Origin of the sequence: Planktothrix serta PCC 8927 (assembly GCF_900010725.2) — a bacterium.
Classification (GTDB): domain Bacteria; phylum Cyanobacteriota; class Cyanobacteriia; order Cyanobacteriales; family Microcoleaceae; genus Planktothrix; species Planktothrix serta.
This window is the reverse complement of sequence record NZ_LR734855.1, coordinates 125474-150054: the sequence shown is the minus strand read 5'-3', so window position 1 is coordinate 150054 and position 24581 is coordinate 125474. Positions and strand designations below refer to the sequence as shown.

Below are 24581 nucleotides of genomic sequence, written 5' to 3'. Positions count from 1 at the left end.
AAGCCTATTATAATATATCGTATTTTGAGTAAATAGACATTCCCTTTGCTTTTATTTAACCTCTCTACTCATTACTTTTTCTAACAAGAATTCCAGCAAATTGTAGAGGGGGTTGACAATATTAAATCCCATTTGCTAGAATTTTAGCAAATGCAGTAAGTCTATTTATAGAGTCGCACTTGATTTTTTAAACAATTAACTACCATAACCCCTTATCTTCAACCCTTACAGACTTTTCTCTCCTTTACGCTTCTCGGTTTTTTGGGGAAAATTTAGCCGAATTTTAAAGAGGGTTGACACGGCTCAATTCCGGGTGCTATAATTTTAGCAAATGCTACTGGGGGGAACATAGGTTTGCACTTGATTTTTTAGTCAATTAAATCTCAAACCCTTAATTTATAAGTATTGCAGCCATTCTTAATCCTCATACCAACTCGCTCTCCAAGCTGATTCTGCCTGAACAATAGCCCTCTCGCGTAACTTTTTTTGATATTCCCGACGAATACTACTCAACTGTCCTGATAAATGCCGGAGTTGATGACGTCGGGCCATCACATTCGCATCCGCAAACTCAATTTCTCCCAACCGCAAATGAATAGTCGTTAAGCGCGTCACCATTGACATTTGGGAATCCTCATCATCCTCCGTCTCAATCATAATCTGGAGCAAATTCGGAGGCCCTGCCACCCCCTCACTAGAAGCTTCCGCCTTAGATGCCACTTCCAGAATCGCTTCTGGTAATTTCTTCGGTAACATCCCAAACCGTTGTAACAACAAATTGGCATCCTTGGATAGCAGTTTCAACATTTTAATAATTCCGGTTTCAATCCTTTCTTGCCAAGCCAATAAACGCCCAGGCGTCAACGGTTTGAGAACAGGAGAAACCTCTAAGGCGGTGTCGGCTTCTGGTTCTTCTTCCCCATCTTCTGAGGGAGATTCATCTATCTCTAAATCCTCTAAATCCTCATCCTCATCCTCTAAATCCTCTAAATCTTGAACTTCAAAAGCTGCCGGAATTTGGAGAGACTGACACAAAGCCATTTGCATTTGTTGGGCTAAATTTCTCAGTCCTTTTTGTAATCTTTGTCGTTCTGAAACAGATAATTCTAAAAAGGCTTCAGGATAGGTTTGAGTACAAAGGTGATAACTCGCCAAAATCAACTGTTGACGTACTCCTTGCCCCAGAGCCATCAAATACACTTCATAAGCTTGATAAAACTCCTGAGCAATTTTAGCGATCGCTTCTTCTAAGGCAGTGATATCCTGCTCAATTCGATTTATTGATCCAGCCATAAACGAATTGGGAATTACGAATTACGAATTACAAATTACGAATTAAGAATGAATGAACTCCGATCTTTGATTACAATCTAAACAGATCGGAGTCTTATGTTAATTAAGCTTTGGCTTCAGAAGTAAGCCTAGGCTTTGCCCATTTGTTCAGCGACTTCATCGGCAAAATTCTTTTCTTCTTTCTCTAACCCTTCACCCAGAACAAATCGAGCAAAGCGACGAACTTTAATATTTTCCCCTAATAGAGAAATACTTTGTTTCACCAACTCTTCCACCGTAATATTTTGATCCCGGATGTAAGGTTGATCCACTAAAGACATCTCTTTCAGACGTTTTTCAATTCGTCCTTGAACAATTTTTTCTTTAATGTTGTCGGGTTTATTGCCTAAGTCATCCCGCTTCATTTCAATTTCTTTTTCTTTGGCTGCAATTGTTGCGGGAATATCCTCAACAGAAATATACTCCACATTGGGACAAGCTGCGATTTGCATCGCAATATTCTGAACTAAGGCTTTAAATTCATCCCGACGCGCCACAAAGTCAGTTTCACAGTTGACTTCCACCATGACCCCAACCCGTCCGCCTGTGTGAATATAACTTCCCACTAAGCCTTCGGTGGCGCTGCGAGCCGTTTTCTTGTCCGCAGAACTAATCCCTTTTTGGCGCAACCATTCGATAGATTTGTTGATATCGCCATCATTTTCTGTCAGGGCTCTTTTACAGTCCATCATCCCCGCGCCTGTTTTATCGCGCAGTTCCTTAACAAGTTTTGCTGAGATTTCCGCCATCTTGTCCTCAGTGGTTTCGTTGATGTTTGCCTACCGCCATGACCCATCTGTCAAAAAAATTATAACAAATGAATCTAGCTTTCTTCCGTCTTGAGCGTTGTATTGATCGTGATTGTTTCCCCGGAGTCAGGGCAGGAGAATAAACCTTAAACCTGCCCCTAAAGAAGACTCCTCAGCCCGGTTTTACTCTTCCGAGTCGCTATCGGAATCTAATTCCTCGATTTCTTCAACTTCTTCATCTTCTTCATAGTCGTCTTCGTAAGCTTCATAATCTTCTTCAACGACTTCGGCATCTAACTGACCATGACGCCCTTCATAAATTGCATCGGCTAATTTACCGACAATCAACTTAATGGAACGAATGGCATCATCATTAGCAGGAATATGAATATCGGCTAAATCAGGATCACAATTTGTATCTAATAAAGACACAATGGGAATATCTAATTTGCGACATTCCATCACAGCGTTATATTCCCGGCGTTGGTCAACTAAAATTACCACATCAGGAACACGACGCATCGCTTTAATTCCTCCTAAATATTTCCGTAATTTCGTCAATTCTCGACGTAAAACGGAGGCTTCTTTTTTAGGAAGATAATCGAAATAACCACTAGATTCTCGGTCTTCTAAAGTTTTCAGACGTTCAACCCGGGTTTTAATCGTTGTCCAGTTGGTGAGCATTCCTCCCAACCAGCGTTGATTGACATAATATCCCCCACAGCGCGCCGCTTCTTGGGCGATAATTCCGGCGGCTTGGCGTTTAGTTCCCACAAATAAAAACTTTTTCCCTTGTTCAGAAGCGCCTCTGACATAATCATAGGCATCTTCCATCAGTTCTGCGGTTTGAACTAAATCGATAATATGAACCCCGTTACGCTCCGTGTAGATATAAGGAGACATTTTCGGGTTCCAACGACGGGTCTGGTGTCCAAAATGAACTCCAGACTCTAACATTTCTGCCAAACTAATAACGGCCATTCGTCATAACTCCTAATTCGGGTTAATCCTCCATCCAGGCGTATTCGCTAAGGGTTGAAACCCTAGAAACACCCGAATCCCTGGATGTGTGATTTTTAGACAACCTTTCTACTATACCATGTCTTGAGTATTCTAAATCAAACAAGTGAAAGATAATCAGTTGGGGTCAACTTTTATATTATCTTATGAGTACATAAGTGGAATAAACGAAAATGACTGATGAGACTATTATTTACACTTCAGATTATTTCCAGAGCGATGCTTTTGACACAGATTACCAAACTCTAGCTTTGTATATTGTGGAGATTTATCATCCCAAAACCGTAGCAGATTTTGGTTGTGGCCCTGGTCATCTCAGTCGAGAACTCGCAAAACTAGGAGTACAGGTAACATCTGTTGATGGTTATTCTCAACCGGATTTTACAGGATTATCAGTAGAATTTTATCCTTTGAACTTGAATGATCCTACAGCGATCGCTAACCTTTTCCAAGACAAACAATTTGATCTCGCTATATCCTTAGAAGTAGCCGAACACTTACAGCCAGAAAGTTCACCTACTATTATAAATTGGCTCACTAAAGTTGCACCAGTGGTCATATTTTCCGCCGCCGTTCCGGGTCAATATACAGAGGGACATATTAATTTACGCACCCGTGATTATTGGCACAGCTTATTTACTGCATCTAACTTTCTGATTAGCGATCGTATGCGCGAAAAGTTACGCCATCATCCTAGTGTTGCCCCCTGGTATCGCTATAATGTTTTAGATTATGTTCATGCCAATCACCCACAAGTTCCCGAACCAAACGAAGTTATTACTCGCTTAATTGCCTCTGAATCTGCTGCGGCTACTGCTTATTATGAAGAAGCAGCCAAGCTTTATTTGCTAAAACAAAAAACGGGGAATTTGTAACTAATTAATTCCTATTCCAAATCAGTTCTAAACGGGCTTGAGCTTGTTTAAGTGCTGATTCAGCAGAAGATTGACCGAGTAATGTGGACTCAATGGCTCGACCTAAACTATCAGATAAACGATTATATCCCGCAATAATAGGTCGAGCGCGAGCCACAGACATTTGGTTTACAAACACTTTTAACCAAGGTTTTGAGTTGAGAAATTGTTGATAAGCCTGACTTTTAACAGAATTAAGATTAACGGGTAAAAAACCAGTCCCTATCGCCCATTCTGTTTGAAATTCTTCACTGATCACAAATTCTAAAAACTTCAGTGCTGCCTGCTCTCTTTCTGGCTTCGTCTTCATGACATAAAGATTTCCACCCCCAATCACCGTAGCTTTCTCAACATTAGCAGGGATAGGAAAGATTTGATAATCAACATTAGATTTAGTAATATAAGTCCAAGGGCCAGTGATTTGCATTGCCACACGACCAGCCAGAAAATTATCCTCCTCATAACCCCGTTCTGGACTAGAAAGAATGGCTGAACCCTCTTTTATTAAGTCTTCCCAGAATTTTAAAGCAGTAATCGCTCCAGGATTTGTTAAATTGGGATAGCCATTGGTTACTATTTCACCCCCCGCACTTAATAAAAACGGAAACCAACTAAAAACAGTCCATTCTCCCTTACCTAAAGGCAGTAATATTCCATGTTGTTCGGGGAGTTGATCGCCATTTTTATCTATAGTCAATTTTTTAGCAACTTGGCGTAATTCTTCCCAAGTTTTCGGGGTTTCTTTTATTCCCGCAGCTTCAAAAAGTGTGGGACGATAAAAAATAGCCAGATTACTTGTAGAAAGGGGAATTGACCACAAATGACCCTCTAATTTTAATTCCTCCAATGTGTTAGGAATAATTTCAGATTTTCCGGGTAATTGGTCAAACCATTCTTCTAGGGGAACAATGGCACCTAGTTCTACAAATTGACCCGTAAGTTGAGGATAAAATGAGAGAATATCTGGCGAGGCATTACCAACAACGGCCGTTAATACTTTCGGTAATCCTTCTGCATAAATAGACTCTACTTGAATATTACTCTGTTTTTGATTAAATTTTTCCACCAATCTTTCAAAAACATCACGGTTTACTGGAGGATTAATTGATTGCCATAGTGTCAGATGAATGACATTATTATCCTGGGGTAATGTAGTCTGACAACCCGATAGAAATACTAGAGATAAACTGAGGAAAATTCTGACAATCAGGTAAAAAGGGCTTCTAATCTGGGAGAAAAAAATATTAACTTTCATACCAATTACCTAATCTCAGAAAGAAATTTTTTCTAAAACACTCTTAGTAATACTTGTTTCTGCTCTTGTGTAAATATAGGTTTCTGGGTTGGTAATGTTGTGAGTTTTGAATATTTTTTCTGCTCGTTGCCAAAAATCTGTATCTTCACCATAAGCGATATTATCAAATCCTTTTAATTCAAAAAATACTTGACGTTTACCAAAAAATGTAGGGCCTAAAACACATTCTTTTAAATTAATGGTTTTCCCAGGTTTATAATAATCAGCCACTATAATATCTTCCTCCGAAAAGAATCCGCCTTGTAGTAAATCAATTTCAGGATAAGATTTTAGATAGTTAAGACGCGATTCTATATGATTAGGAGCATAGGTATCATCACTATCTAAAAATGTAATATAGGAGCTAAAGGAAGCTTGGATACCTACATTTTTAGAGTAGGCTAACTTGCGATTTTTATGTTTCAAATAACGGATATTTTGAGTTGTTTGTAAATAGGAATTGACGATTTCAAAAGTCTGATCATTGCTGCCATCATCAACAACTAACAATTCCCAATTTTTAAAAGTTTGATTAATAACACTATCAATACATTGACTTAAATATTGGGCTCGATTGTATGTACATAAAATGATGCTAACTTCGGGTTGGATATCAAAATTAATCGGACTCATGGCAATTTATAGCGGGTGAATTTTATTTTTGGGCTACGATACAGGTAGGGACAGGATAATCTGGATGATATGCGTCTTTTTCAGATTTTTAAACATCAACTGCGACAAATCCGCAACCAAAACTGAAGTTATCATGCTAAGGTAATAATGTCAAGTTGATCAAGAATATTACTATCTACATCTATATCAAATTTTCGGGCAAAATGGCATGATGAGGAGAGAAGATTAGGCAAATCTTCCATCTCCATTGTTTTGGGATGAGCGCCTTGTGTTGACCAGTCTACATAGCGGTAATCATCATTTTTTAACTTTAGGTGCGGTGCATTAGCCAGGATCGTTTGAAAATAGGATTCATCGGTAAACATTCGACGACGATAGTGTGATGTTAAAGCATTTTTTTGATGGTGGAACTTAATAATATAATCTGCTGCTCGTTGATTAGCAGAAAACCATTGACTTCCAGCAAAACAGCGAAGTTTTTCGGAAAAGGGAAGAAAGGGTTTAGTTAATAATGGATGTTCTAAACGAATTTTGAGCGGATTTAAAAAAGGAATTGAAAATAATTCATAACTACAGTATCGCTGATAAGCTAATAGTTGCCAGATTAGACTCATTTTTACATTTTGTTTATAAACTTTATATATAATTTCTTCATGGTGTATGTGAGCATCATATTGACTTGAAGTTAAATCACTTAATATTTCTTTTGCAGTTTTAATCGGATAATCTGACCCACTCAGCAATATAAACCAATCGGGAGAATTGGCAGACTCATACATCAATTTAATCGCTTGTATGGTAGCTTCTACTATGGAGAAATCACCCCAGGAGGTTTCTATATGAGGACGGACAAAGGAGATATTTTGGGGTAATTTATCCACAGACAAATCACATTTAGAAAAATCATGATGGCAGACAATGGTTGGATAATTGAACATTTTGTTTAAATGATCTATTAGCCTGTGAATTTGCTCTGGGTTTCTGTGAGTTAGTAAAATAAAACCTATGGATGATGACATTGAGATAAATTAGTTTATTGACTACTTGCTTAATTCGGAAAGTGACAGAAGCTGGATCAATTTAAGTCCCCCATAATCAAGGATGAATTTGTTTGAGAATAACCCGCAAGCGATCATAATCATCTTTTAATAAAATGCTCACCGTTCGTCCGGCTTCAATTAACCACGCTCGATCTAAGGTTCTGAGTTTATAAATTTCTCGAATAGCCGCCGCCACTAAAGCATCAACCGGGGCATGACTTACATCTAATAGTGTTCTTAAAAAATCTAATTCCTGACTAAAATCTACAATTTCTTCGGGTTGACATTCATAAACTGCTTGATGAATTTGAGGAGGACGTGGCGGAATATATTGATAAATTTTCCCCCGTTGCGGTTGAGAACCATTGCCCTCACTCGCTAATTCAAACCCTACAATTGCCACCCGAAATTCCGTTTTTAACATCGCAAAAATTTGCGGTTGTTGTTCTCGCAATTCTTCTAAACTTAATCCTAGCGCCCTGGCTCGATGTACGGAATCAATCGGGCTAGTTGTGGCATGATAAACGACTCCATAAACTTTATTTCCCGACTCCTCATCCATTGCTTTCACCCAACTGCCAAAGGCAGGCATCACCGGGAAACTTAAGTCCTCCGGTTCTAAACATTGAGCTAAATATTCCGTTGTCGCCGTTTCAATCACTTCAGCAATATGTTGCAAAGAACGCCGAGAAGTTGAAAATGCAGTAAAAGGAAGACGCATAAAGCAGGCTGGGGGACAGGGGAACAGGAGGAAAAGCAGAACGCTGGGAACGATTTCAAAGTCGGGTCAGAAATCGTGGGACTTGAACAAAAACTTAGCCCAAATTTAGCCGATCATTGTCTTAATCCTCTCGTTAAAGTGTACCAGAGAATCAAGCTATAGCGCTACGCGCTAGGGAACAGGGAACAGGGAACAGGGAACAAGGAACAGGGAACAAGGAACAGTAAGCAATGAAAGGATTTCAGGATTTAGAAGTGTCCTAACTGTAATGCGTAGTGCTATAAACCCATCACTCTCCCCAAGGACTCCGAACCCAAACTCGATATACAGACCTCCAGATTCCCCTTAAAGCCATGATTTCAGCAGATTGATCGGCTTTTCTACCTGTACTCTTGCTGCTGATTTCTGGGCAAAATCTTAAAGATGATCGAAGATTTATCGATCATTTCCAAATCGGATGTAGAGTAAAAGCTTGCATCTGTTAATCCAAAATTCGCCAAATATGGGAGAACATAAACGCATTGGTATTTTAACCAGTGGGGGAGACTGTGCAGGTTTAAATGCAGCAATTCGGGCTGTCGTTTACCGGGCGGCGGGTATCTTGGGGTGGGAAGTTTTCGGCATTCGAGAAGCCACCCAAGGGTTAATGACTCGTCCCGTCAACAGTGTTCCTTTAACAATTGATAAAGTCGATAATATTCTCACCGCCGGAGGGACGATTTTGGGAACCACCAATAAGGGTGATCCCTTTGCCTTTCCGATGCCGGATGGAAGTTTGCTCGACCGCTCTGAGGAGATTATTGAAGGTTATCATCTCTTAGGATTAAATGCTTTAATTGGAATTGGGGGAGATGGCAGTTTAGCAATTTTGCGACGTATTGCCCAACAGGGAAATATCAACTTAATTGGCATTCCTAAAACCATTGATAATGATGTGGGAAGTACGGATTTATCGATTGGGTTTAGTACGGCCGTTGATATTGCTACCGAAGCCCTAGATCGTCTACATTTTACTGCTGCAAGTCATAGCCGCGTGATGATTTTAGAAGTCATGGGGCGAGATGCAGGACATATTGCCCTTCATGCGGGAATTGCTGGGGGTGCAGATATTATTTTAATTCCTGAAATTCCTTACAGTTTGGATAGCATTTGTCAGCATATTGCAGAACGACAAAAACAAGGGAAAAACTATTGTTTAGTTGTTGTTGCGGAAGCGGTGAAAACGGAAACGGGAGAACCTGTCACCATGATTAATCGTATGGGACAAGCTCGTTTAGGAGGCATTGGGCAATATTTAGCTGATGAAGTTTGCGATCGCAGTGGCGCAGAAACTCGCGTTACAGTGCTCGGTCATATTCAACGAGGAGGAACTCCTTCACCCATAGATCGAATTATTGCTTCTGCTTTTGGAGTGGCGGCGGTGGATTTGATTGCTGAGGAAAAATATGATCAGGTTGTTGTTTGGCGAGATCGTAAAGTGTCGAGTATTCCGATTTTGGATGCGATCGCTCAATATCGTGCCGTTAACAATAGTGATATTTTAGTAGAAACGGCTCGAAGTATGGGGATTTGTTTAGGAGATTAATTCAGTAGAGACGTTCCATGTAACCCCTGTAGAGACGTTTTATGTAAAGTCTCTACAGGGGTTATATTCTTGTTTATAATCATCTAAAATATTAATCAAATATGTCTCTTTCCTTAGAACAACAAATTAATTACTGGACTAAATATCGATCTTCCCATCCTGATGATGTTAGAGCTTATATTCAACGAGGAATGGTTTATTTTAAATTAGCAAAAATTGCTGAATCAATTCAAGACTTTGATCACGCTGAACAATTAAATTCTACCGTTAAACCCTATCTGTGGCAACGGGGGTTATCCTATTATTATTCCCAGCAATATCAACTCGGTGCAGAACAATTTGAAATCGATTTAACCGTTAATTCCCAAGACGTTGAGGAAACGGTTTGGCGTTATTTATGTATTGCCCAATTCCAAGGAGTTGAAGCCGCTAAAAATACCCTGCTTCCGGTTAAAAATGATCCCCGTCCTGTTCTCAGAAGCGTTTATGATCTTTTTGCGGGAAATTGTACCCCGGAAGATTTATTAAAAATCGGGCAAAAAGACGGAAAACGAGGAAATTTTTATAGCCATCTTTATTTAGGATTATATCATGAAGCGGAACAAAATATAGAACAAGCTAAAACCTATATTAATCAAGCTGCAACTGAATATCAAATTGATGATTATATGTGGAATTTAGCCGTTGTTCATCAACAACTGAGGTTATAACCCAGATTTCGCAAAAATTTACCAAATCAATTGAAGATTTAAAACAAATCCGGGTAAAATATCTTCTCCTGATAGCATGATTGGATTTTCTAAAATTTGTTTTTCTGTTTCGGGGCGATAAATTTCGACTTGATGATTTTTCGGATTAATTAACCAACCTAAACGAGTCCCATTATCAATATATTCCTGCATTTTTAATTGTAAGAGTTTTAAAGAATCACTAGGAGAACGCAATTCTATAACAAAATCAGGGGATAAAGGTAAAAATTTAGTTTTTTGTTCTGCTGTTAAAGATTCCCATTTAGCTAACGGTATCCAAGCCGCATCCGGGGAAAAATCGGCTCCATTAGGAAGTGTAAATCCGCCGGATGAGTCAAAAGTTATGCCTAATTGGGTTTGCCGATTCCATAATCCTAATTCTAGGTTAATATCGGAATTACGCTTACTGGTTTCCCCTCCTGTGGGTGGCATAATAATTAAGTCTCCTTTAGCGGTGCGTTCTAATCGTAAGTCTCGGTTAGCAACACAAAGTTGATAGAATTGTTCAGGGGTAATCGGGGTAGTTTCTGAGTTATTTAAAATTAAGGGTGTCATGTTTTTATCTCCTTAATGATGGCGATTAAAACTAAACCGATTAAAGCCTAACATATCCCACGCCTCTAATAATATCAACTGGGTGCAGAACAATTTGAAATCGATTTAACCGTTAATTCCCAAATTGATCGTCTGTCGTGGTAGCAAAACGGGTTTCCCATTTTTGCTCATCCTGCAACTGTGCCAAAAGTAGCCATCTAAAGGTAAACCGCGCAAGTCAGCCAATAAATAATCGTAACTTTTTCCCAAATAAGGAAACTGGGTTAAGTATTTACATTTACGATTAAATTCTTGAAAAAACCGCTCCCCTGCTGTCAGATTTCGGGTTAAAAAATACTTTGTAATTTTTCGAGCAATTTAAACGCGGCATTCACCACTTCATCAGGATGGCTAAAGTTGCCTTTGGCTAATTGAGCAGCGATAAATCCCTCTTGTTCTTTGTTTAAGGTAATTTGCATCACGTTCTCCAGACGCCTGCTTTCTCGCCATTATAGCTGTCGGGTTGGTGATTCGGATGCCAGCAAAGAAGATTTCTCCCCCCATACCTCCCACACCCCCTCCAGCCGCAGAAAATACACCCGTCCCACCATTTTTCTGATCTCTTCTTAATCCCCTGGTTTTTTGACCTCACAATTGGTTAGCTCTCTGGCATTTTTAATGAATTTTTCATCGAAGGTGTAGAATTGCTGACAATCTTGACTTTGAGCGAGATTTGACACTCCCACCCCTACGCTACGCTAAGGGGTGGGATTCTCGTATCTAGCCCAGTCAAACAGAGATAGTTGAATATACTCTTGTTTAACTGTATTCATCGAGTTCAGGGGTGTGCCAAGCACCCCATGATCTAAACCGGATGAATCCATTACAGAAGCATCTCTCTTTAGGTTCAAATCACATGAGAAACCGTCCCATTGAGATAGGTTTCGTGCAGCATTAAGATCGGAATTATGGTAGTGACCGTTAGGGCAATTGAAATCATGTCGATTTCTTTTGCCAATAACACCACAAGTTGAGCAAGATTTGGAAGTATATGGTGCAGGTCTTTTGATTAATTTCAATCCTTTTAGAGCCAACTTATAATTAAGTTTTTGTTCCAAAGAATAATAAGACCAATTATGTCGAGATTGACCAGAATCAGAACGAGATTTCTGGCTCTGTTTCATGGTTTTACGACAACCTTCCAAATCCTCAATCACAACATCAGCGTTATGAAATTCAGCAAAACGAACAATTCGGCGACTAATAGTATGGTTAATAGCATCCATCCATCGTCGCTCTTTTTTGTTCCATTTCTTTAAAGCTCGAAACTTTTTGGCTTCTTGAAGTTGTTGTCTTCTTTGTTGAAAATAACGTCTCCGATGCTTGACGCTGTGACCTTTAAAGAACTTGCCAAAACCCTGTTTTGGTGCAACTACCGCTAAATTATTCTGCCCTCGATCACATCCTAATCTTTTCTCTGTCTTAACTTCTGGAACATCCTCAGTGATTGACAGATAGACATACCACTTATTTCTATGTTTAATCAACTTAAAAGAACCCCCTTGAATTGTTTCCTCTAACAATCCGTCTAAAACGGGTTGCCAATGAGCGGATACAACTTCAATGGGGATTCTTTTTTCGCCTTTAAGGGTCGGGAAACTAATAGAATAAGTATTACCTTTCTGGGTTAACTTCCAGTTTTGGTTATTAACTTCCACGGGAAGAACTTTATATTGTTTAGTTTTACGACCCGTTGGGGATGTGGTATGTCGGATAACTTGGTTAACAAGGGCAGATTTTAACTCGGACATGATTTTAGCTGTTGTCATTTTACGCCGTTCTTTAATTGGCAATGACAACAGGTTATTAGCAATCTGCGTGTTTTCTTCCGTCATCTGCTCAAACATTTGAGCTTTACAACGGTTGAGTTTTGAGAATTTTAATTTAATCGTCCGAGTTACTTTGATCATGGAAAATATGATAACATAAATATCTAATAACTGGGTACAAATTAATTGGTAGATGACGGCACTTAAAAGTGCCTGCGTCGCGTTTCATCCCACGGCTGAAGCCAGTGGGCTTTCACGCTCCCACCCTGGCTTTGTAAAGCATCGGCAAAATCCAAACCATTTTCATGCCAGAGTAGGGCTTGATGAACTAACATCGGGTTAGTTAAGTAAACATTTGGTAATCCCACAAGTTTCCGTAAAGCCGAACAAACTTGATTCCGTTTAAACTTATAAGCAAATCTCAGCACCCATTCGGTTTCTAGGATAACGGTGTGGGAAATGAAGATTTCCGGGTTTTGAAAAAGTTCTAGAATTTTTTGATATTGGACTGGATCATCTTGAGTCAGAAGCCGAACTACAATATTGGTATCAACTGCAATCATGCCATTGCTCCTGAATGCCTTGGCTAATAGCCGCGTCCATATCCTCTAAGGTTTTGGGTGAACCGTTATACTTTAAACACCCCGCTACTTCATTTAAAGTAGTAGGATAAAAAGGAGGTTTGGGCTGAATTAAAATACCTTTGCCTGTATCAGTCAAGATGATTTCTGTCCCCACCTCCAAGCTATAGATTTTCCGCATTTCTGGTGGAATGATAATCTGTCCTGTTTCGGAGACTTTGGCAATTTCCATGAGTGAATCAGTTGATATATTTCGGTAATTTTAACAAAATTAGATAGTCCACAGTGATATTAACCCCTCAACCCCTCCAACCGCAGAAAATGCACCTGTCCTAATAACCAGTCACTTGCAAGTACCGTTACTCCATCTGGTGCAATAGTACAACATAGTAAAGAGCCATCAACAGTAAAACTAGCTATTACCACTCCAGTGTCTAAGTCCCAGAGTTTCAGAGTCTTATCTCTTGACGTTGATATAACTCGCTTGCCGTCGGGAGTGATGGCGATTGATGTTATTTCATCACTATGTCCAGTGAAAGTAGCTACTATTTCTGCTGTTTCTAAATCCCAAATTTTCAAGGTTTTATCTTTTGAGCCTGATACAACCCTTTTGCCATCGGGGGTAATGCCTAACGACCATACGGAGTCATCATGTCCCAAGAATGTTGCGAGTTCTGCTCCAGTATCTAATTCCCATAGTTTCAGTGTTTTATCTTTTGATGCCGATACAACTCTTCTGCCATTGGGAGTAATGGCAATTGATGTGATCTGATCGGTATGACCAGTGAAAGTAGCTACTTTTTTTCCAGTCCTCAAGTTCCAAATTGTAATATTTTTATCTGATTCAGCAATCACTTTTTTTCCATTTGGGGTAATTTTAAGACATTTAGAGGGATGTCCAAATGATTTAATTACTCTGTTTGTCCGTAAACTACATAATTTCATTTCTTCAAAACTTGCTAAAGTTCCTGAGACGGTTCGTTTGCCGTTGGGGGTAATCGCAACTGTCTCTACTGGTCCTGGATAAGTCGTAATAGTTCTTATATATTTTGCAGTTTTTAAGTTCCAAAGTTTGAGGGTTTTATCTCCTGATGCTGATACCACTCGTTCACCGTTCGGGGTAATTCGTAGTTCATTTACTAAACGTGCTTTAAGTAAGGAGTTGTCGTAAGCAGGCTTACCGACTTCTGAATCCGTTACCAACTGCCACAGTATAAGGTTGGTATCCCTAGAGCCAGATATAATTTGTTGACCATCCGGGGTAATAGCCACTCTTAATAGCCAGTCACTATGCCGGAAATAAGCTAGTCTTTTCCCCGTTGTTAAATCCCAAAGGGCTAGGACATTCGTAGAAAACCACTGTCCAGTCTTATCAACTGCTAGATCCCTTTGTACTGATGTTAAAACTACTTGTCGTCCGTCAGGAGTTAAAGCCATTGCTGTTACAAGACCACCTATAGAAATTTCTAATTCTACTGAACCAGTTGCCAAATTCCATAGTTTTAATATTTTGTCCAAAGATGATGTAGAAACCACCCGTTGTCCATCGGGAGTAATGGCGAAAGCATATACCGAATCACCATGACCGGAGAGGGTGCGTTCCTCCTTCCCTGTCGTCAAGTTCCAAACCTTTAGGGTTTTATCCTTTGAACTGGAAACCACCCGTTGTCCATCGGGAGTAATGGCGAGAGCCGATACCGAATCACTATGACCGGAGAGGGTGTGTTCCTCCTTCCCTATCGTCAAGTTCCAGACCTTTAAGGTTTTATCCTTTGAACCGGAAACCACCCGTTGCCCATCAGGAGTAATGGCGAGAGCCGATACCGAATCACTATGACCTGAGAGGGTTCGGATTAATGGCCCGCCAGGGGGGGTGAGGTTGGGGAAGATGGGACGAATCCAATGTTTTCTTTGATATTGTTGTGCCTCTGTCAGCAGTTGGCTGATGCCGGGGAAGGTTTTAGCTTGGAAATTCGACCCATACTTCGGTAAATACTTTCCAATGAGGGGGATTCTTTCCCAAAAATAGCGATAGGGTTGGGGAGAGTCAACAAAAGACAACAACCGCCCCCACAACTGCCCCGCCAACTGGCTGCTATCCTGCTCCAACACATGAGCCGACAACCGCAACGCCCCTTCCAGCCGCTTCAGCCCACTATCCCGACTCTCCCCAACCGTCACCGCCTCAAAATCTGCCAACAGCGCCCGAATATCGGTCGCCTCTAACTTCCCTTGCAACCAATCAAAATCCCATAACAACCGCCGAAACGCCTCGATTTCCCCCGCCTCTCGGAAATGATAAAGCGCCTGCTGATATAGATAAACCTCTGCCGCCACCTCCGCCCCCGTCCAGGGAAACTTGCCACCGCCATAACTCCGCAACCAGTCCCGATGCAGCGCCACCGGATTCTGCACCTGTTCCCGTAAATACTTCTGCGGCACATCATGCAACGACATCCACCGCGAGGGCGACTCCCCGGACACAAACACTAACCCCCGTTGCGCCAACTCCGTCAACCCCTGCCGCAACCGATAGTCCGGCACCTCTCCCCGCCTTCCCCACAACTTGACTAACGCCGCCTCGGACACTTCCACGTCCGGCGCAACAATCCCTAAGTCTAAATAAGCCTGTCGCAAGGGTGCGGCTAACTGCTCCACACTGGTCTCGATGACTTTATAAATACTGCCGTCGGGATGGTCGAGAAAGTGTAAATCCGCCGCATCCAACGCCGTCACCAAATCCGCCCAACTGTTGCCCATGCCCACTTGCGCCCCCGCCAACTTCAAGGCTAAGGGCAAATTTCCGCAGTGGTCAATCACCGCCGCCACTTCCGGCGGTAACATCTCCACAGGGACTCTCGCCCAATTGGCTAATAATTGTCGCCCTTGGGTATCATCCAGCATCCCCAACTCATAGCCATTCGCGCCCAAACCCGCAATTAACCGGGCATCCCGCGTGGTCAGCAACAGGCGACAGTCGGGCCCCAACACCGCCACAAATCGCTCGGCTTCCCGTTGTAACCACACATCATCCAGCACCAATAAACAGCGCTTCTCCCGCAACAGATTCGAGAGATAAGCATTCCACTGGGGTTCCCCTTCCTGATAGGCGCTGGTTTCCCCCAAGGTGGTGGCAATGCGTTGATACAGGGCGATACAGTCCGGGTTAATCCCCACCGTCAGCCAGATAATCCCATCGGGAAACTGTCGCCGCACCTCATTATCCCGCCCTAAAGCTGCCGATAACACCGTTTTCCCTAAGCCTCCCATCCCCTGTAACCCGACTTTCTGCGCCTGTCCAGTCATCACTAGGGTTTGATTGGTGGGGGTCAAGAGTCGTTGTTTTAAGGCGGCAATATCTTCAGGACGGGGGAGAAAATGAGGGGGGAGTTGGGGTACCGTATCCACTGCCCCTAAACCGTGCCAAGGGGTGGCGGGTGCCGGTGGGTTCGGGCGTTGTAATTGGGAAATGGCAGCCAATACCCGGCGCATATCCTGACGAGTGGCGATTTCGGGTAAATAGTCCCGAATCTCGTCAACTTTCGCCAAGGTCGCCCCATGCAGGTCAAATAACATCCCCACAAAGGCTTGACCCCCGTTGTTGGCATCATCTTTCAGGACTTGGCGCAGGTGTTTATTAAAGTTGGTGGCTAATTCTGCCGCCAAATCTCTGATGACATCTTGATAATTCTCCAGGGTATCTCCCAAAACCCCTCTCTCACATCCCTGTTGGAATAACCAGGTGACCACTTCCCGCCATTCCTCTTCCGGTAACACCTGATACTCGGTAAACTGTTCCGGTTGTTGGCTGAAAATCTGATAGAGTTGGTCTTCCTGGAGGGTTTCAAACAGGTTGAGGGTTTTGGCTTGTTCTGCCCATTGCACCCAATATTCCTCGATTTGATTAGCGAAATCGTCTAAGGATTCCTTGTCGGAATAGTTGGGGCTGATTTTTTCCATCAAGGCTTTGGCTACGGTGCGTCCGGCGGCTTTGGCGATATCTTCATTCCGCAGCACATCGCTACTGTTGCGAAAGCGATCGATTAATGTGCCTAAATTATTCCCGGTCATCCCCGCGAAAAAGTTAGAAAATCCGGCTAACACGGGAACCGCTAACCCCGCAGCCGAACCGGCTACCCCTCCGGTGACGATGGAACATAAGCCCACGAGGGCGGTTCCGGCTAACAGGGGTCGATTGAGTCGCACCAGTCGGGAATAGTCCATAATGTGTCATCCCAGGGAGTCAGGTTATGGCGGGTCGTGGCTGTTTTTTTGAGTTTAGCAGGATTTTCGGACAGGGCAATGCTGAGTTTCTGCTGGGCGATCGTTGACCCATCCACCCGAAAACCGGACTAACCACCTGTCTATCAGAGAAGGCTATATCCTCTGGACAGGGGTGCCTCTCGTCCGAGTTCGGTTTGCGATCGGGGGTAAAATCAGTGTTAAATAATCGGGTAGACTTTGGGACTTTTTGAAGGCTTCTGTGAGTAAGTCAGTCATAAACCGTGTGATTATTAGTGCAATTCTTTATCATTTTCAATAATAAATGAAGTGCGCTGAAGCGCAACAACGGGATTATTTGAAGCGTTGTAAGGGAACAGTATTGGGGTCAAGAATTTTAGGACTAAGACTCCCAAATTTAATCGCTAAAGACATTTTATCTTTATTAGAAAAAACGTGGGTTACTTCACCAATTCCAAAGGTACGATGAAAAACTTTATCCCCCACTTTCCAGTCCTTAACATCGGATTCTAATTTGGCATTTTTTGCAGGTTGTTTCGTCTCAGTGGGTGATTTTGCCTCTTTTTTAGTTCCCTTGCTTTTACTTGTTTTCGGTTGAGACGGAGGAATATACCCATGAATTAATCCTTCTGGTAATTCCTTTAAAAACATTGAGGGGATACAGGGTTCTAAATGTCCCCATAACCGCCGTTGACACGCATGGGTTAAAAACAATTGTTCTTGAGCGCGAGTAATTCCCACATAACATAAACGCCGTTCTTCTTCAATAGATAAGGGATCATTTAAACTGCGGAAATTAGGGAAAAGTCCCTGTTCTAAACCGACTAAAAACACAATGGGAAATTCTAACCCTTTTGCTGCATGAAGGGTTAATAAAGAAACGGCTTTTTGTCCTTCTTGTAATTTATCTAAATCTGAAGCAAGGGAGGCACTGGATAAAAATCCCTCTAATGTTGTATCCTCATATTCTTCTTGAAATTGTGACACCGCATTCGTCAATTCTTTAATATTTTCTAAGCGGTTTTCTGCTTCGTCTGTTCCTTCTTTTTTTAAGTCTTGAATATAACCTGCTTCTTCTAATATTCCTTCTAAAATTTGCAGTGCAGAATGGTCTTCTATACGTTCTTGCCAATTTTTAATAATTTGAGCAAATTGATTCACAGATTTTGCCGAACGTCCGGCTATTGTATTCACTGAATCTTCATCACTTAGCACTTCCCAAAGGGGAATTCCTAACTGTTTAGACGCATTGACTAACCCATCAATGGTGGTTTTGCCAATTCCTCGACGGGGAACATTAATAATTCTCAGCAAACTCACACTATCGGCGGGGTTAGCAACAACTCGTAAATAAGATATGGAATCTTTGATTTCTTTACGGTCATAAAACCTTAATCCTCCGACAACCGTATAGGGAATATTATTTCTTAATAACACATCTTCTAAGGCGCGAGATTGAGCGTTAGTTCGATATAAAATTGCAAAAGCCCCATAATCTAATTCGGGATTTTGTTGACTAATTCCTTGAATTTGTGATAGAATAAAGTTGGCTTCATCTATTTCATCATCCGCCTTATAACAATAAATCGGTTGACCTTCTCCTCGCGTTGGACGCAGGATTTTATCAATGCGTTCGGTATTTTGTTGAATCAGATGATTAGCGACTTGGAGAATATTTTCCCGTGAGCGATAATTATCTTCTAATTTAATCATCGTCCGGGTATCGTCATCGGGTAAGCGATCGCCAAAATCCTGTTGAAATTCTAATAATATTTTATAGTCTGCCATCCGAAACGAATAAATCGATTGATCCACATCTCCCACAACAAAAATAGAGCGATTTTGCCAATTTTTAATCGTTCTAGGATTTTCGCCATTCGTTACTAATAATCGAATTAAGTTATATTGGGTGCGGTTAGTATCTTGATATTCATCCACTAAAATATGACAAAACTTTTGATTCCAATAGGCTAATACTTGCTCGTTTTGACTAAGTAAGTCAACGGTGACTCGAATTAAATCATCAAAATCTAAGGCATTATTTGAGGCTAATTGAGATTGATAGGAACTATAAACTTCCGATACGACTCGCCCATAATAATCAGGATTCTCTCTCGCATATTGTTGAGGAGAAAACCCTAAATTTTTGGCATTACTAATAGAATATCTAATTTTTTTAGGCTCAAATTTTTTATCGTCTAAATTCATATCTTTTAAAACAATGAATTTAACCAATTTTTGAGCATCATCCTCATCAAAAATAGAAAAATTCTTGTCCCACTTTCGCCCACTTTCATCTTGATATTTATTAATATCATATCTTAAAATCCGAGCGCACAAACTATGGAACGTTCCCATCCACAGATGTTTAGTTAAACTGCGATAAACCTTTGATTTAAGGCGAGTTTGGTCATCGGCTGCTAAGGCTGAAAACGGTTTTCCAAATTCAATTTCTGCTTGTTGTTGAGCAAAAATTGACTCAACCCGCTCTTTAATTTCCCTGGCGGCTTTATTGGTAAATGTGACTGCTAAAATATTTTCAGGATGAACTCGATGGCTGCGGATTAAATTAGCGATACGATAGGTTAACGCCCGTGTCTTACCCGAACCCGCCCCCGCTACTACCAACATAGGGCCGCAAAAATGCTCAACCGCTTGACGTTGACAAGCATTCAAATGACTAAGGAAATCAACAGTTTGAGTCATGGCTACAAAAACACGGGAATTCAACACTCTCTATTCTATTGTAGGATGTCCGTAGGGGCGAGGTCTTCTCGCCCAAACCCCAAAAGATTGTAAGGATTATTTTAACTTACTAAGTTAATTCCCATGCCATTCTGATTAAATTCGATAACGGTTTTTTCCGATAATTCATGGGTAGTCATGGCGGTTAAAATGTCTAAGGGTAAGGTTAAATGATAAGCTCCTGCTTGCAAAGTTGCGGCTGCTTCTTGAGGAGATTTAAGACTCGCTGCCAATATTTTTGTAGGACTTCCTGCTAATATATTCGCCATGTCTTTTACTAATGCAATTCCATCCCCTAATAATCGGGTAGCACGATTAACATACGCGATCGCATATTTAGCTCCTGCTTCCATCGCAACAGCCGCTTGAGCCGCACTATAAATAGCAGTAACAGAACAGGGAATTTCTGGAGATAAATTAGCAACAACTTGAAATCCTACAGAGGTAGCTGGAATCTTCAAAACCGTTTGTTCTCCTAATAGTTCAAAGGCTTTTTTTCCTTCTGTTACCATTCCCTGAAAATCCGAAGCCGTTAATTGATAATAAATTTCCCCGGAAATTAACCTTTTTAACTGAGTTAACGTTTCTTCAGGAGATAATTCACTTTTGGCTAATAGGGTAGGGTTCGTGGTAATTCCTTTCACCCATCCCCACTCTTTGACAATTTCTGCTTCGGAAATGATGGCAGAATCTAAATATAAAGCCATAATTTTAATTGTGTTAATTGTTGACAGTTAGCCCTTGCTGATTATTTGAGTTTGGGCGGGAAAACCCCGCCCCTACAACTGATTAAGACATTCCTTCAAAGGGGCCGAGAAAGGTAGGTTTAGGACGAATAATATGGAGTTCTAGGATGGCTTTTAGGACAGCTAAAACTTCCCGTTGAGTATAGAATCTCATAGAATCATCCCGAAATTTTCCCCAGTCCGGTGTTCCTAAACCCACTGATTCTATCCCTAATTGGTTACAGGTGTAAACCGCACGGGGAAGATGATATTTTTGGGTAATTAAAACCGCTCTTTCTACGCCAAAAATTTCTTTTGCTCGATAACAACTTTCATAGGTACTAAATCCCGCATAATCTAATTTAATATCTTTATTTGGAACTCCTAAACGTTCTGCATATTGCTGCATTGCTACGACTTCATTATATTCAGGAGTGCCATTATCTCCCGTCATTAATATTTTATGAACTCGTCCTAAACGATATAATTCTACCGCCCCTTCTACTCGATCTGCTAACATCGGTGTCGGGGTTCCATCAGCCCAAACTCCCGCACCAAATACAATTGCAACGGGTTCATTGGGAACTTTTTCAACTTGAAAATATCGACGTTTATTCGTAACTGTTTTAATATAAACTGTCAAAAGGAATGGGGTTAATATTGTTCCCAAAGCAATTAATAAACATAGAAAACGCCAGTGCAACACAAACCATTTAGGCATAAAATTGAAGCTGACCGTAGCAGGGAAAAAGTTTGACTCAAACATAGGGTATCAGGTTTTTGGCAATTCTGACTTTAACGGCGAACCTAATTCTGTCAGATTCAAAACATAACCGCCTGTCACCAGATAAACGCAGTTGGCGATCGCCCCTAAATGACGAACTAACGCCCCTAAGCGATCGCGGAAGCTTCGACCCATAGGATAAGCGGGAACAATTCCCCATCCCGTTTCTTCTGCGACTAAAATGATATTTCCTGGGATTTGATCCAAGGTTTGTAACAATTGATCTTGAGTATTTTCCCAGGTGATTTCATCTTGATCCAGAAGATTAGCTAACCACGTTCCTAATGAATCTACAAGGATACAATTATCTTGACAGGATAGAGTTTGTAATGTTGTCGTTAATTCTACAGGAACTTCTAAGATTTTCCAGTTGATCGGACGGCGTTTCTGATGTTTTTGAAGCCGAATTTCCCACTCCTGATCCGTTGGATCACGTTGAGATGTCGCAATATAAATTACTTGTTTTTTAGACTGTATTGCTAAGGCTTCCGCCCATTCACTTTTTCCTGAACGGGCTGGGCCAGTCACGACAGTTAATTGAGCAGAAATTATCATAAAATTAGGTTTTCCAAAATAATTTTAACCGGGTGCATAAACTGACAAATAATGCTATCATTAAAGTATAGGATAATCCTCTCAAAAATCCCAGAAAAGGGGTATTTGTTAAGGCTTCAATTTTAGGAGTCCAACCGTTTAACTCTAAAATAGGCCATAACAAATTGGCAAAGGCTAAATAACCAATCATGGGATTTTTACCCGTATCGATGAATAACTGAAACCAAAGGGTTTGATCAAAACTATCGATGAGAATGGTTAAGATAATTAATAGGAAAATTGCGATCGCCAATGTTATAAAAAAATAACTCATTGTTGTAGGATCTTTTTTAATTCCTCCTTGATAAGGTTCAAAGGCTAATCCTAAAATTAACCCATAAATTCCCCATTGATACATTTGATAAAGTAACTCTTCTAAGGGATGGCTAGGGTCTTTGAGTAAGCGATAGCTTAAAATTAATAAAATTAAACTAATTCCGGTGGTTTGGGGGAGTAAACGAGATTGTAAACCGATGACTAAATTTAAAATGATTAGCACCATTAAAATCACAATTCCTCCTAGGCGAAATCGGTTCCAAGTTTTAGGGATATATTCATCATTAATTTGGGTATAACTGACGATTTCATCCCCAATTAAGGTTCCTGGGATAGCAATAAATAAATATTTTAAATATTCAAATCGATATAACCAAGGAATAGGAGAAATAGATAACAGATCGCTCATCCATCCTCCGGCTGATTTCGATAACATTAAGGCGAATAAAACCGCCAGCAACCCCGCTCTAAATTGGGGATGATGGCGTGTAAATAACCAAATAAAAGAAGTAAAAATAATAATATTTGTTAATACCAATAAAATAATATCACTTCGATAGAGAGAAAATTCAGGCAATTTGGCATTATGGGGATATTGAATTTGAGTTAAAATTGCGATCGCAGCCCCCCAACCGATTAAATTCATAGCTAAATTAATCCATTTAGGAATAACCCTGGGTAACTGAACAAACATTAAAAATAATATAGCAAATCCGATTAAAGCAAGTTGCCATTTTTCAGAACTTGCTTCAGGATTAATCACCGTTGGACGGAAATGTTGTAAAACAATCGCAAAAGTTCCTAATAAAAATCCCCGTTTTACTATTCCTAAACTGATTTCAAGATTTGTCCATCCTTGAGATAAACGCCGAGATAAGGCTAAAGGAATAGCAGTTCCTAATGAAAAAATAAAGATCGGAAAGACTAAATCAACCCAAGTTAGTCCGGCTATTTTCGGGTTAAATTGATGGGTTGGGGGCGGAAATTGAGCGTGATACATCCAAGGAGGTAAGGTTCCATTAAAGGGAATTACACCGGATAATACCATTGCTAAAACCGCAAGTCCTCGTAACGCATCTAAGGCATCAATTCGTTTCAAATTTGATCGATATTGAGCGGCTAATCTCATTAGAGTGAACTGTCTATTTTTAACCTATAACTGATGGTAAATCATCAATAATACCCCTTTTTATTAACTTTTCTTATGGCAGAATTAGCCTAATATTTTTCAAAAATATTAATAGAATATTTAGCTCAGTAATTCGTTATATCAGAAAAAAACTTAAAGGGGGGTTAAGGATGAAATTTGATTTCAAATTGATGAAATTAGATTAACTTCCACCTGCTGCAATACCAAATATAACAATCACAATCACAGCAATTGCCAAAAAGATTAAACTAATAAAAAATAGCCAATATTGCAGGGTATAAAGTTTGCGAAGTTGTCCTAAAGCACCCATCAAATTTTCAATATCATTGCCTTGGGTTTCTACAATTAATTTAAAGGCTTTTGAAGCATTAATTGTCCAAATCCCCGTTACTAATAAAACGACTCCTTGAACTATCCCACCAAATCCTCCTTGTAAAATTGTGATTAATCCCGTAATAGCCCCCAATACTCCACTCGCAATCAGAAAGTAACTCACAAACAGCATTTTTTTAGACAAATCCAAAATCAGTTGATTCTGGGATTCATTAAACTCATAGATTTCGTTGTCCATAATTTCCCCTGAAAAAATTTACGTTAATTCCAGTCTAATTTTACTCCGATTTTCTAAAATGACAATGATTCAGCCAAAAAGCTCTTGCCACTCCTGCTGTCTGTGATAAAATTTGGGCAAATGCTTAACCCATTGCTAACCCGTAGGATTTTAACGGGTTGAGCAATAATACTAAAAAAATGGAGTCAGCACCCCGCTCTAAAGAGACGGGGCTTCATGCCTCTAACTTTGGATAGTTGACCAGCCTAAGTCTTAATTGACTACGTTATCGGCAAGTGTTAAAGACCCACCAATGGATGCGAAGCTAGTCCGTTGCTCTGGAACTTAAAAGTTAAACAGTTTTACGAGGGGTAAGACAGTGATGACCGAGATAGTTACCGACCGATAACATTGGCGAAGCTAACATTACCCTAGCAATAGGAGTGGGAGAAATCCCAAAAAAACCGGGAATCGGCAAATACAAAAATTTTTGTCGGTTCCCAATCCAATATTCACGGGGAATAAATTCCCCTG

At 40.6% G+C, this 24581-nt stretch carries 22 protein-coding genes; 3 read left to right on the top strand and 19 right to left on the bottom strand.

The genetic code is table 11. The annotated features are described in order from the left end of the window. Nucleotides 1–417: 417 nt before the first annotated feature. The 3 genes from PL8927_RS07940 to rpsB form a co-directional block, all read right to left on the bottom strand. Nucleotides 418–1293: a hypothetical protein gene (locus PL8927_RS07940; protein WP_083619411.1), complete on the bottom strand. Its 876-nt coding sequence runs from the start codon at nucleotides 1291–1293 to the stop codon at nucleotides 418–420. A 128-nt stretch (nucleotides 1294–1421) separates the two neighbouring features. After that, entirely contained in the window at nucleotides 1422–2081 is a 660-nt protein-coding gene (gene tsf, locus PL8927_RS07935; RefSeq protein ID WP_083619408.1) for a translation elongation factor Ts, read from the bottom strand. Nucleotides 2082–2264: 183 nt separating this feature from the next. Beyond that, a complete protein-coding gene (gene rpsB / locus PL8927_RS07930; RefSeq protein WP_083619405.1) occupies nucleotides 2265–3062 on the bottom strand; it encodes a 30S ribosomal protein S2 in 798 nt (265 codons plus the stop codon). A gap of 212 nt (nucleotides 3063–3274) precedes the next feature. On the opposite strand from rpsB, the gene PL8927_RS07925 reads away from it, so the two are divergent. Next, a complete protein-coding gene (locus PL8927_RS07925; RefSeq protein ID WP_083619402.1) occupies nucleotides 3275–3976 on the top strand; it encodes a methyltransferase domain-containing protein in 702 nt (233 codons plus the stop codon). 4 nt (nucleotides 3977–3980) lie between these two features. On the opposite strand, the gene PL8927_RS07920 is transcribed toward PL8927_RS07925, so the two are convergent. From PL8927_RS07920 to PL8927_RS07905, 4 genes are all read right to left on the bottom strand, one after another. Then, the gene (locus PL8927_RS07920; RefSeq protein ID WP_083619399.1) at nucleotides 3981–5270 is read right to left on the bottom strand and encodes an ABC transporter substrate-binding protein; all 1290 of its coding nucleotides are present in this window, start codon (nucleotides 5268–5270) and stop codon (nucleotides 3981–3983) included. Nucleotides 5271–5285: 15 nt separating this feature from the next. Continuing rightward, complete coding sequence (locus PL8927_RS07915) at nucleotides 5286–5942, bottom strand: glycosyltransferase family 2 protein (protein ID WP_083619396.1); 657 nt, start codon at nucleotides 5940–5942, stop codon at nucleotides 5286–5288. A gap of 131 nt (nucleotides 5943–6073) precedes the next feature. Further along, the gene (locus PL8927_RS07910) at nucleotides 6074–6961 is read right to left on the bottom strand and encodes a beta-1,6-N-acetylglucosaminyltransferase (RefSeq protein ID WP_083619393.1); all 888 of its coding nucleotides are present in this window, start codon (nucleotides 6959–6961) and stop codon (nucleotides 6074–6076) included. A 76-nt stretch (nucleotides 6962–7037) separates the two neighbouring features. Next, nucleotides 7038–7703, bottom strand: a complete 666-nt coding sequence (locus tag PL8927_RS07905) for an HAS-barrel domain-containing protein (RefSeq protein ID WP_083619390.1) — start codon at nucleotides 7701–7703, stop codon at nucleotides 7038–7040. Nucleotides 7704–8205: 502 nt separating this feature from the next. On the opposite strand from PL8927_RS07905, the gene PL8927_RS07900 reads away from it, so the two are divergent. After that, a complete protein-coding gene (locus tag PL8927_RS07900; RefSeq protein WP_083619388.1) occupies nucleotides 8206–9288 on the top strand; it encodes an ATP-dependent 6-phosphofructokinase in 1083 nt (360 codons plus the stop codon). A gap of 101 nt (nucleotides 9289–9389) precedes the next feature. After that, the gene (locus tag PL8927_RS07895; RefSeq protein WP_083619385.1) at nucleotides 9390–9998 is read left to right on the top strand and encodes a tetratricopeptide repeat protein; all 609 of its coding nucleotides are present in this window, start codon (nucleotides 9390–9392) and stop codon (nucleotides 9996–9998) included. Between the two features lie 18 nt (nucleotides 9999–10016). Here the strand turns inward: PL8927_RS07895 and PL8927_RS07890 are convergent, their stop codons facing one another. The 12 genes from PL8927_RS07890 to PL8927_RS07830 all read right to left on the bottom strand — a co-directional run bounded on the left by PL8927_RS07890 (nucleotide 10017) and on the right by PL8927_RS07830 (nucleotide 24068). Next, a complete protein-coding gene (locus PL8927_RS07890; protein ID WP_083619382.1) occupies nucleotides 10017–10592 on the bottom strand; it encodes a Uma2 family endonuclease in 576 nt (191 codons plus the stop codon). Nucleotides 10593–10918: 326 nt separating this feature from the next. Beyond that, on the bottom strand, nucleotides 10919–11050 hold the full coding sequence (locus tag PL8927_RS07885; RefSeq protein WP_156093130.1) for a ribbon-helix-helix domain-containing protein: 132 nt from the start codon (nucleotides 11048–11050) through the stop codon (nucleotides 10919–10921). Nucleotides 11051–11329: 279 nt separating this feature from the next. Beyond that, nucleotides 11330–12541: an RNA-guided endonuclease TnpB family protein gene (locus PL8927_RS07875; RefSeq protein WP_083619377.1), complete on the bottom strand. Its 1212-nt coding sequence runs from the start codon at nucleotides 12539–12541 to the stop codon at nucleotides 11330–11332. A gap of 62 nt (nucleotides 12542–12603) precedes the next feature. Then, nucleotides 12604–12963: a type II toxin-antitoxin system VapC family toxin gene (locus PL8927_RS07870; protein WP_231505952.1), complete on the bottom strand. Its 360-nt coding sequence runs from the start codon at nucleotides 12961–12963 to the stop codon at nucleotides 12604–12606. Next, nucleotides 12950–13213: an AbrB/MazE/SpoVT family DNA-binding domain-containing protein gene (locus tag PL8927_RS07865; protein WP_083619374.1), complete on the bottom strand. Its 264-nt coding sequence runs from the start codon at nucleotides 13211–13213 to the stop codon at nucleotides 12950–12952. Before PL8927_RS07865 ends, PL8927_RS07870 begins: the two co-directional genes overlap by 14 nt. A gap of 59 nt (nucleotides 13214–13272) precedes the next feature. Next, a complete protein-coding gene (locus PL8927_RS07860; protein WP_083619372.1) occupies nucleotides 13273–17205 on the bottom strand; it encodes an NB-ARC domain-containing protein in 3933 nt (1310 codons plus the stop codon). 351 nt (nucleotides 17206–17556) lie between these two features. Further along, nucleotides 17557–19929, bottom strand: coding sequence for a DNA helicase PcrA (pcrA, locus tag PL8927_RS07855; protein ID WP_083619369.1), 2373 nt, complete (start codon nucleotides 19927–19929; stop codon nucleotides 17557–17559). A gap of 101 nt (nucleotides 19930–20030) precedes the next feature. After that, a complete protein-coding gene (locus PL8927_RS07850; protein ID WP_083619368.1) occupies nucleotides 20031–20675 on the bottom strand; it encodes a transaldolase family protein in 645 nt (214 codons plus the stop codon). An 82-nt stretch (nucleotides 20676–20757) separates the two neighbouring features. Then, the gene (locus tag PL8927_RS07845; RefSeq protein WP_083619366.1) at nucleotides 20758–21414 is read right to left on the bottom strand and encodes a SanA/YdcF family protein; all 657 of its coding nucleotides are present in this window, start codon (nucleotides 21412–21414) and stop codon (nucleotides 20758–20760) included. Nucleotides 21415–21465: 51 nt separating this feature from the next. Then, nucleotides 21466–22032 (bottom strand): bifunctional adenosylcobinamide kinase/adenosylcobinamide-phosphate guanylyltransferase, encoded by a 567-nt coding sequence (gene cobU / locus PL8927_RS07840; RefSeq protein WP_083619363.1) that lies wholly within the window; start codon nucleotides 22030–22032, stop codon nucleotides 21466–21468. Between the two features lie 4 nt (nucleotides 22033–22036). Then, complete coding sequence (locus PL8927_RS07835; RefSeq protein WP_083619360.1) at nucleotides 22037–23476, bottom strand: DUF5009 domain-containing protein; 1440 nt, start codon at nucleotides 23474–23476, stop codon at nucleotides 22037–22039. Between the two features lie 202 nt (nucleotides 23477–23678). Next, the gene (locus PL8927_RS07830; protein WP_083619357.1) at nucleotides 23679–24068 is read right to left on the bottom strand and encodes a hypothetical protein; all 390 of its coding nucleotides are present in this window, start codon (nucleotides 24066–24068) and stop codon (nucleotides 23679–23681) included. Nucleotides 24069–24581: the final 513 nt, after the last annotated feature.

What these genes read in the sequence shown, in the direction of transcription:
- PL8927_RS07940 (WP_083619411.1), bottom strand. Translation starts at nt 1,293, where the DNA reads ATGGCTGGATCAATAAATCGAATTGAGCAGGATATCACTGCCTTAGAA.
- tsf (WP_083619408.1), bottom strand. Translation starts at nt 2,081, where the DNA reads ATGGCGGAAATCTCAGCAAAACTTGTTAAGGAACTGCGCGATAAAACA.
- rpsB (WP_083619405.1), bottom strand. Translation starts at nt 3,062, where the DNA reads ATGGCCGTTATTAGTTTGGCAGAAATGTTAGAGTCTGGAGTTCATTTT.
- PL8927_RS07925 (WP_083619402.1), top strand. Translation starts at nt 3,275, where the DNA reads ATGACTGATGAGACTATTATTTACACTTCAGATTATTTCCAGAGCGAT.
- PL8927_RS07920 (WP_083619399.1), bottom strand. Translation starts at nt 5,270, where the DNA reads ATGAAAGTTAATATTTTTTTCTCCCAGATTAGAAGCCCTTTTTACCTG.
- PL8927_RS07915 (WP_083619396.1), bottom strand. Translation starts at nt 5,942, where the DNA reads ATGAGTCCGATTAATTTTGATATCCAACCCGAAGTTAGCATCATTTTA.
- PL8927_RS07910 (WP_083619393.1), bottom strand. Translation starts at nt 6,961, where the DNA reads ATGTCATCATCCATAGGTTTTATTTTACTAACTCACAGAAACCCAGAG.
- PL8927_RS07905 (WP_083619390.1), bottom strand. Translation starts at nt 7,703, where the DNA reads ATGCGTCTTCCTTTTACTGCATTTTCAACTTCTCGGCGTTCTTTGCAA.
- PL8927_RS07900 (WP_083619388.1), top strand. Translation starts at nt 8,206, where the DNA reads ATGGGAGAACATAAACGCATTGGTATTTTAACCAGTGGGGGAGACTGT.
- PL8927_RS07895 (WP_083619385.1), top strand. Translation starts at nt 9,390, where the DNA reads ATGTCTCTTTCCTTAGAACAACAAATTAATTACTGGACTAAATATCGA.
- PL8927_RS07890 (WP_083619382.1), bottom strand. Translation starts at nt 10,592, where the DNA reads ATGACACCCTTAATTTTAAATAACTCAGAAACTACCCCGATTACCCCT.
- PL8927_RS07885 (WP_156093130.1), bottom strand. Translation starts at nt 11,050, where the DNA reads ATGCAAATTACCTTAAACAAAGAACAAGAGGGATTTATCGCTGCTCAA.
- PL8927_RS07875 (WP_083619377.1), bottom strand. Translation starts at nt 12,541, where the DNA reads ATGATCAAAGTAACTCGGACGATTAAATTAAAATTCTCAAAACTCAAC.
- PL8927_RS07870 (WP_231505952.1), bottom strand. Translation starts at nt 12,963, where the DNA reads ATGATTGCAGTTGATACCAATATTGTAGTTCGGCTTCTGACTCAAGAT.
- PL8927_RS07865 (WP_083619374.1), bottom strand. Translation starts at nt 13,213, where the DNA reads ATGGAAATTGCCAAAGTCTCCGAAACAGGACAGATTATCATTCCACCA.
- PL8927_RS07860 (WP_083619372.1), bottom strand. Translation starts at nt 17,205, where the DNA reads ATGGACTATTCCCGACTGGTGCGACTCAATCGACCCCTGTTAGCCGGA.
- pcrA (WP_083619369.1), bottom strand. Translation starts at nt 19,929, where the DNA reads ATGACTCAAACTGTTGATTTCCTTAGTCATTTGAATGCTTGTCAACGT.
- PL8927_RS07850 (WP_083619368.1), bottom strand. Translation starts at nt 20,675, where the DNA reads ATGGCTTTATATTTAGATTCTGCCATCATTTCCGAAGCAGAAATTGTC.
- PL8927_RS07845 (WP_083619366.1), bottom strand. Translation starts at nt 21,414, where the DNA reads ATGCCTAAATGGTTTGTGTTGCACTGGCGTTTTCTATGTTTATTAATT.
- cobU (WP_083619363.1), bottom strand. Translation starts at nt 22,032, where the DNA reads ATGATAATTTCTGCTCAATTAACTGTCGTGACTGGCCCAGCCCGTTCA.
- PL8927_RS07835 (WP_083619360.1), bottom strand. Translation starts at nt 23,476, where the DNA reads ATGAGATTAGCCGCTCAATATCGATCAAATTTGAAACGAATTGATGCC.
- PL8927_RS07830 (WP_083619357.1), bottom strand. Translation starts at nt 24,068, where the DNA reads ATGGACAACGAAATCTATGAGTTTAATGAATCCCAGAATCAACTGATT.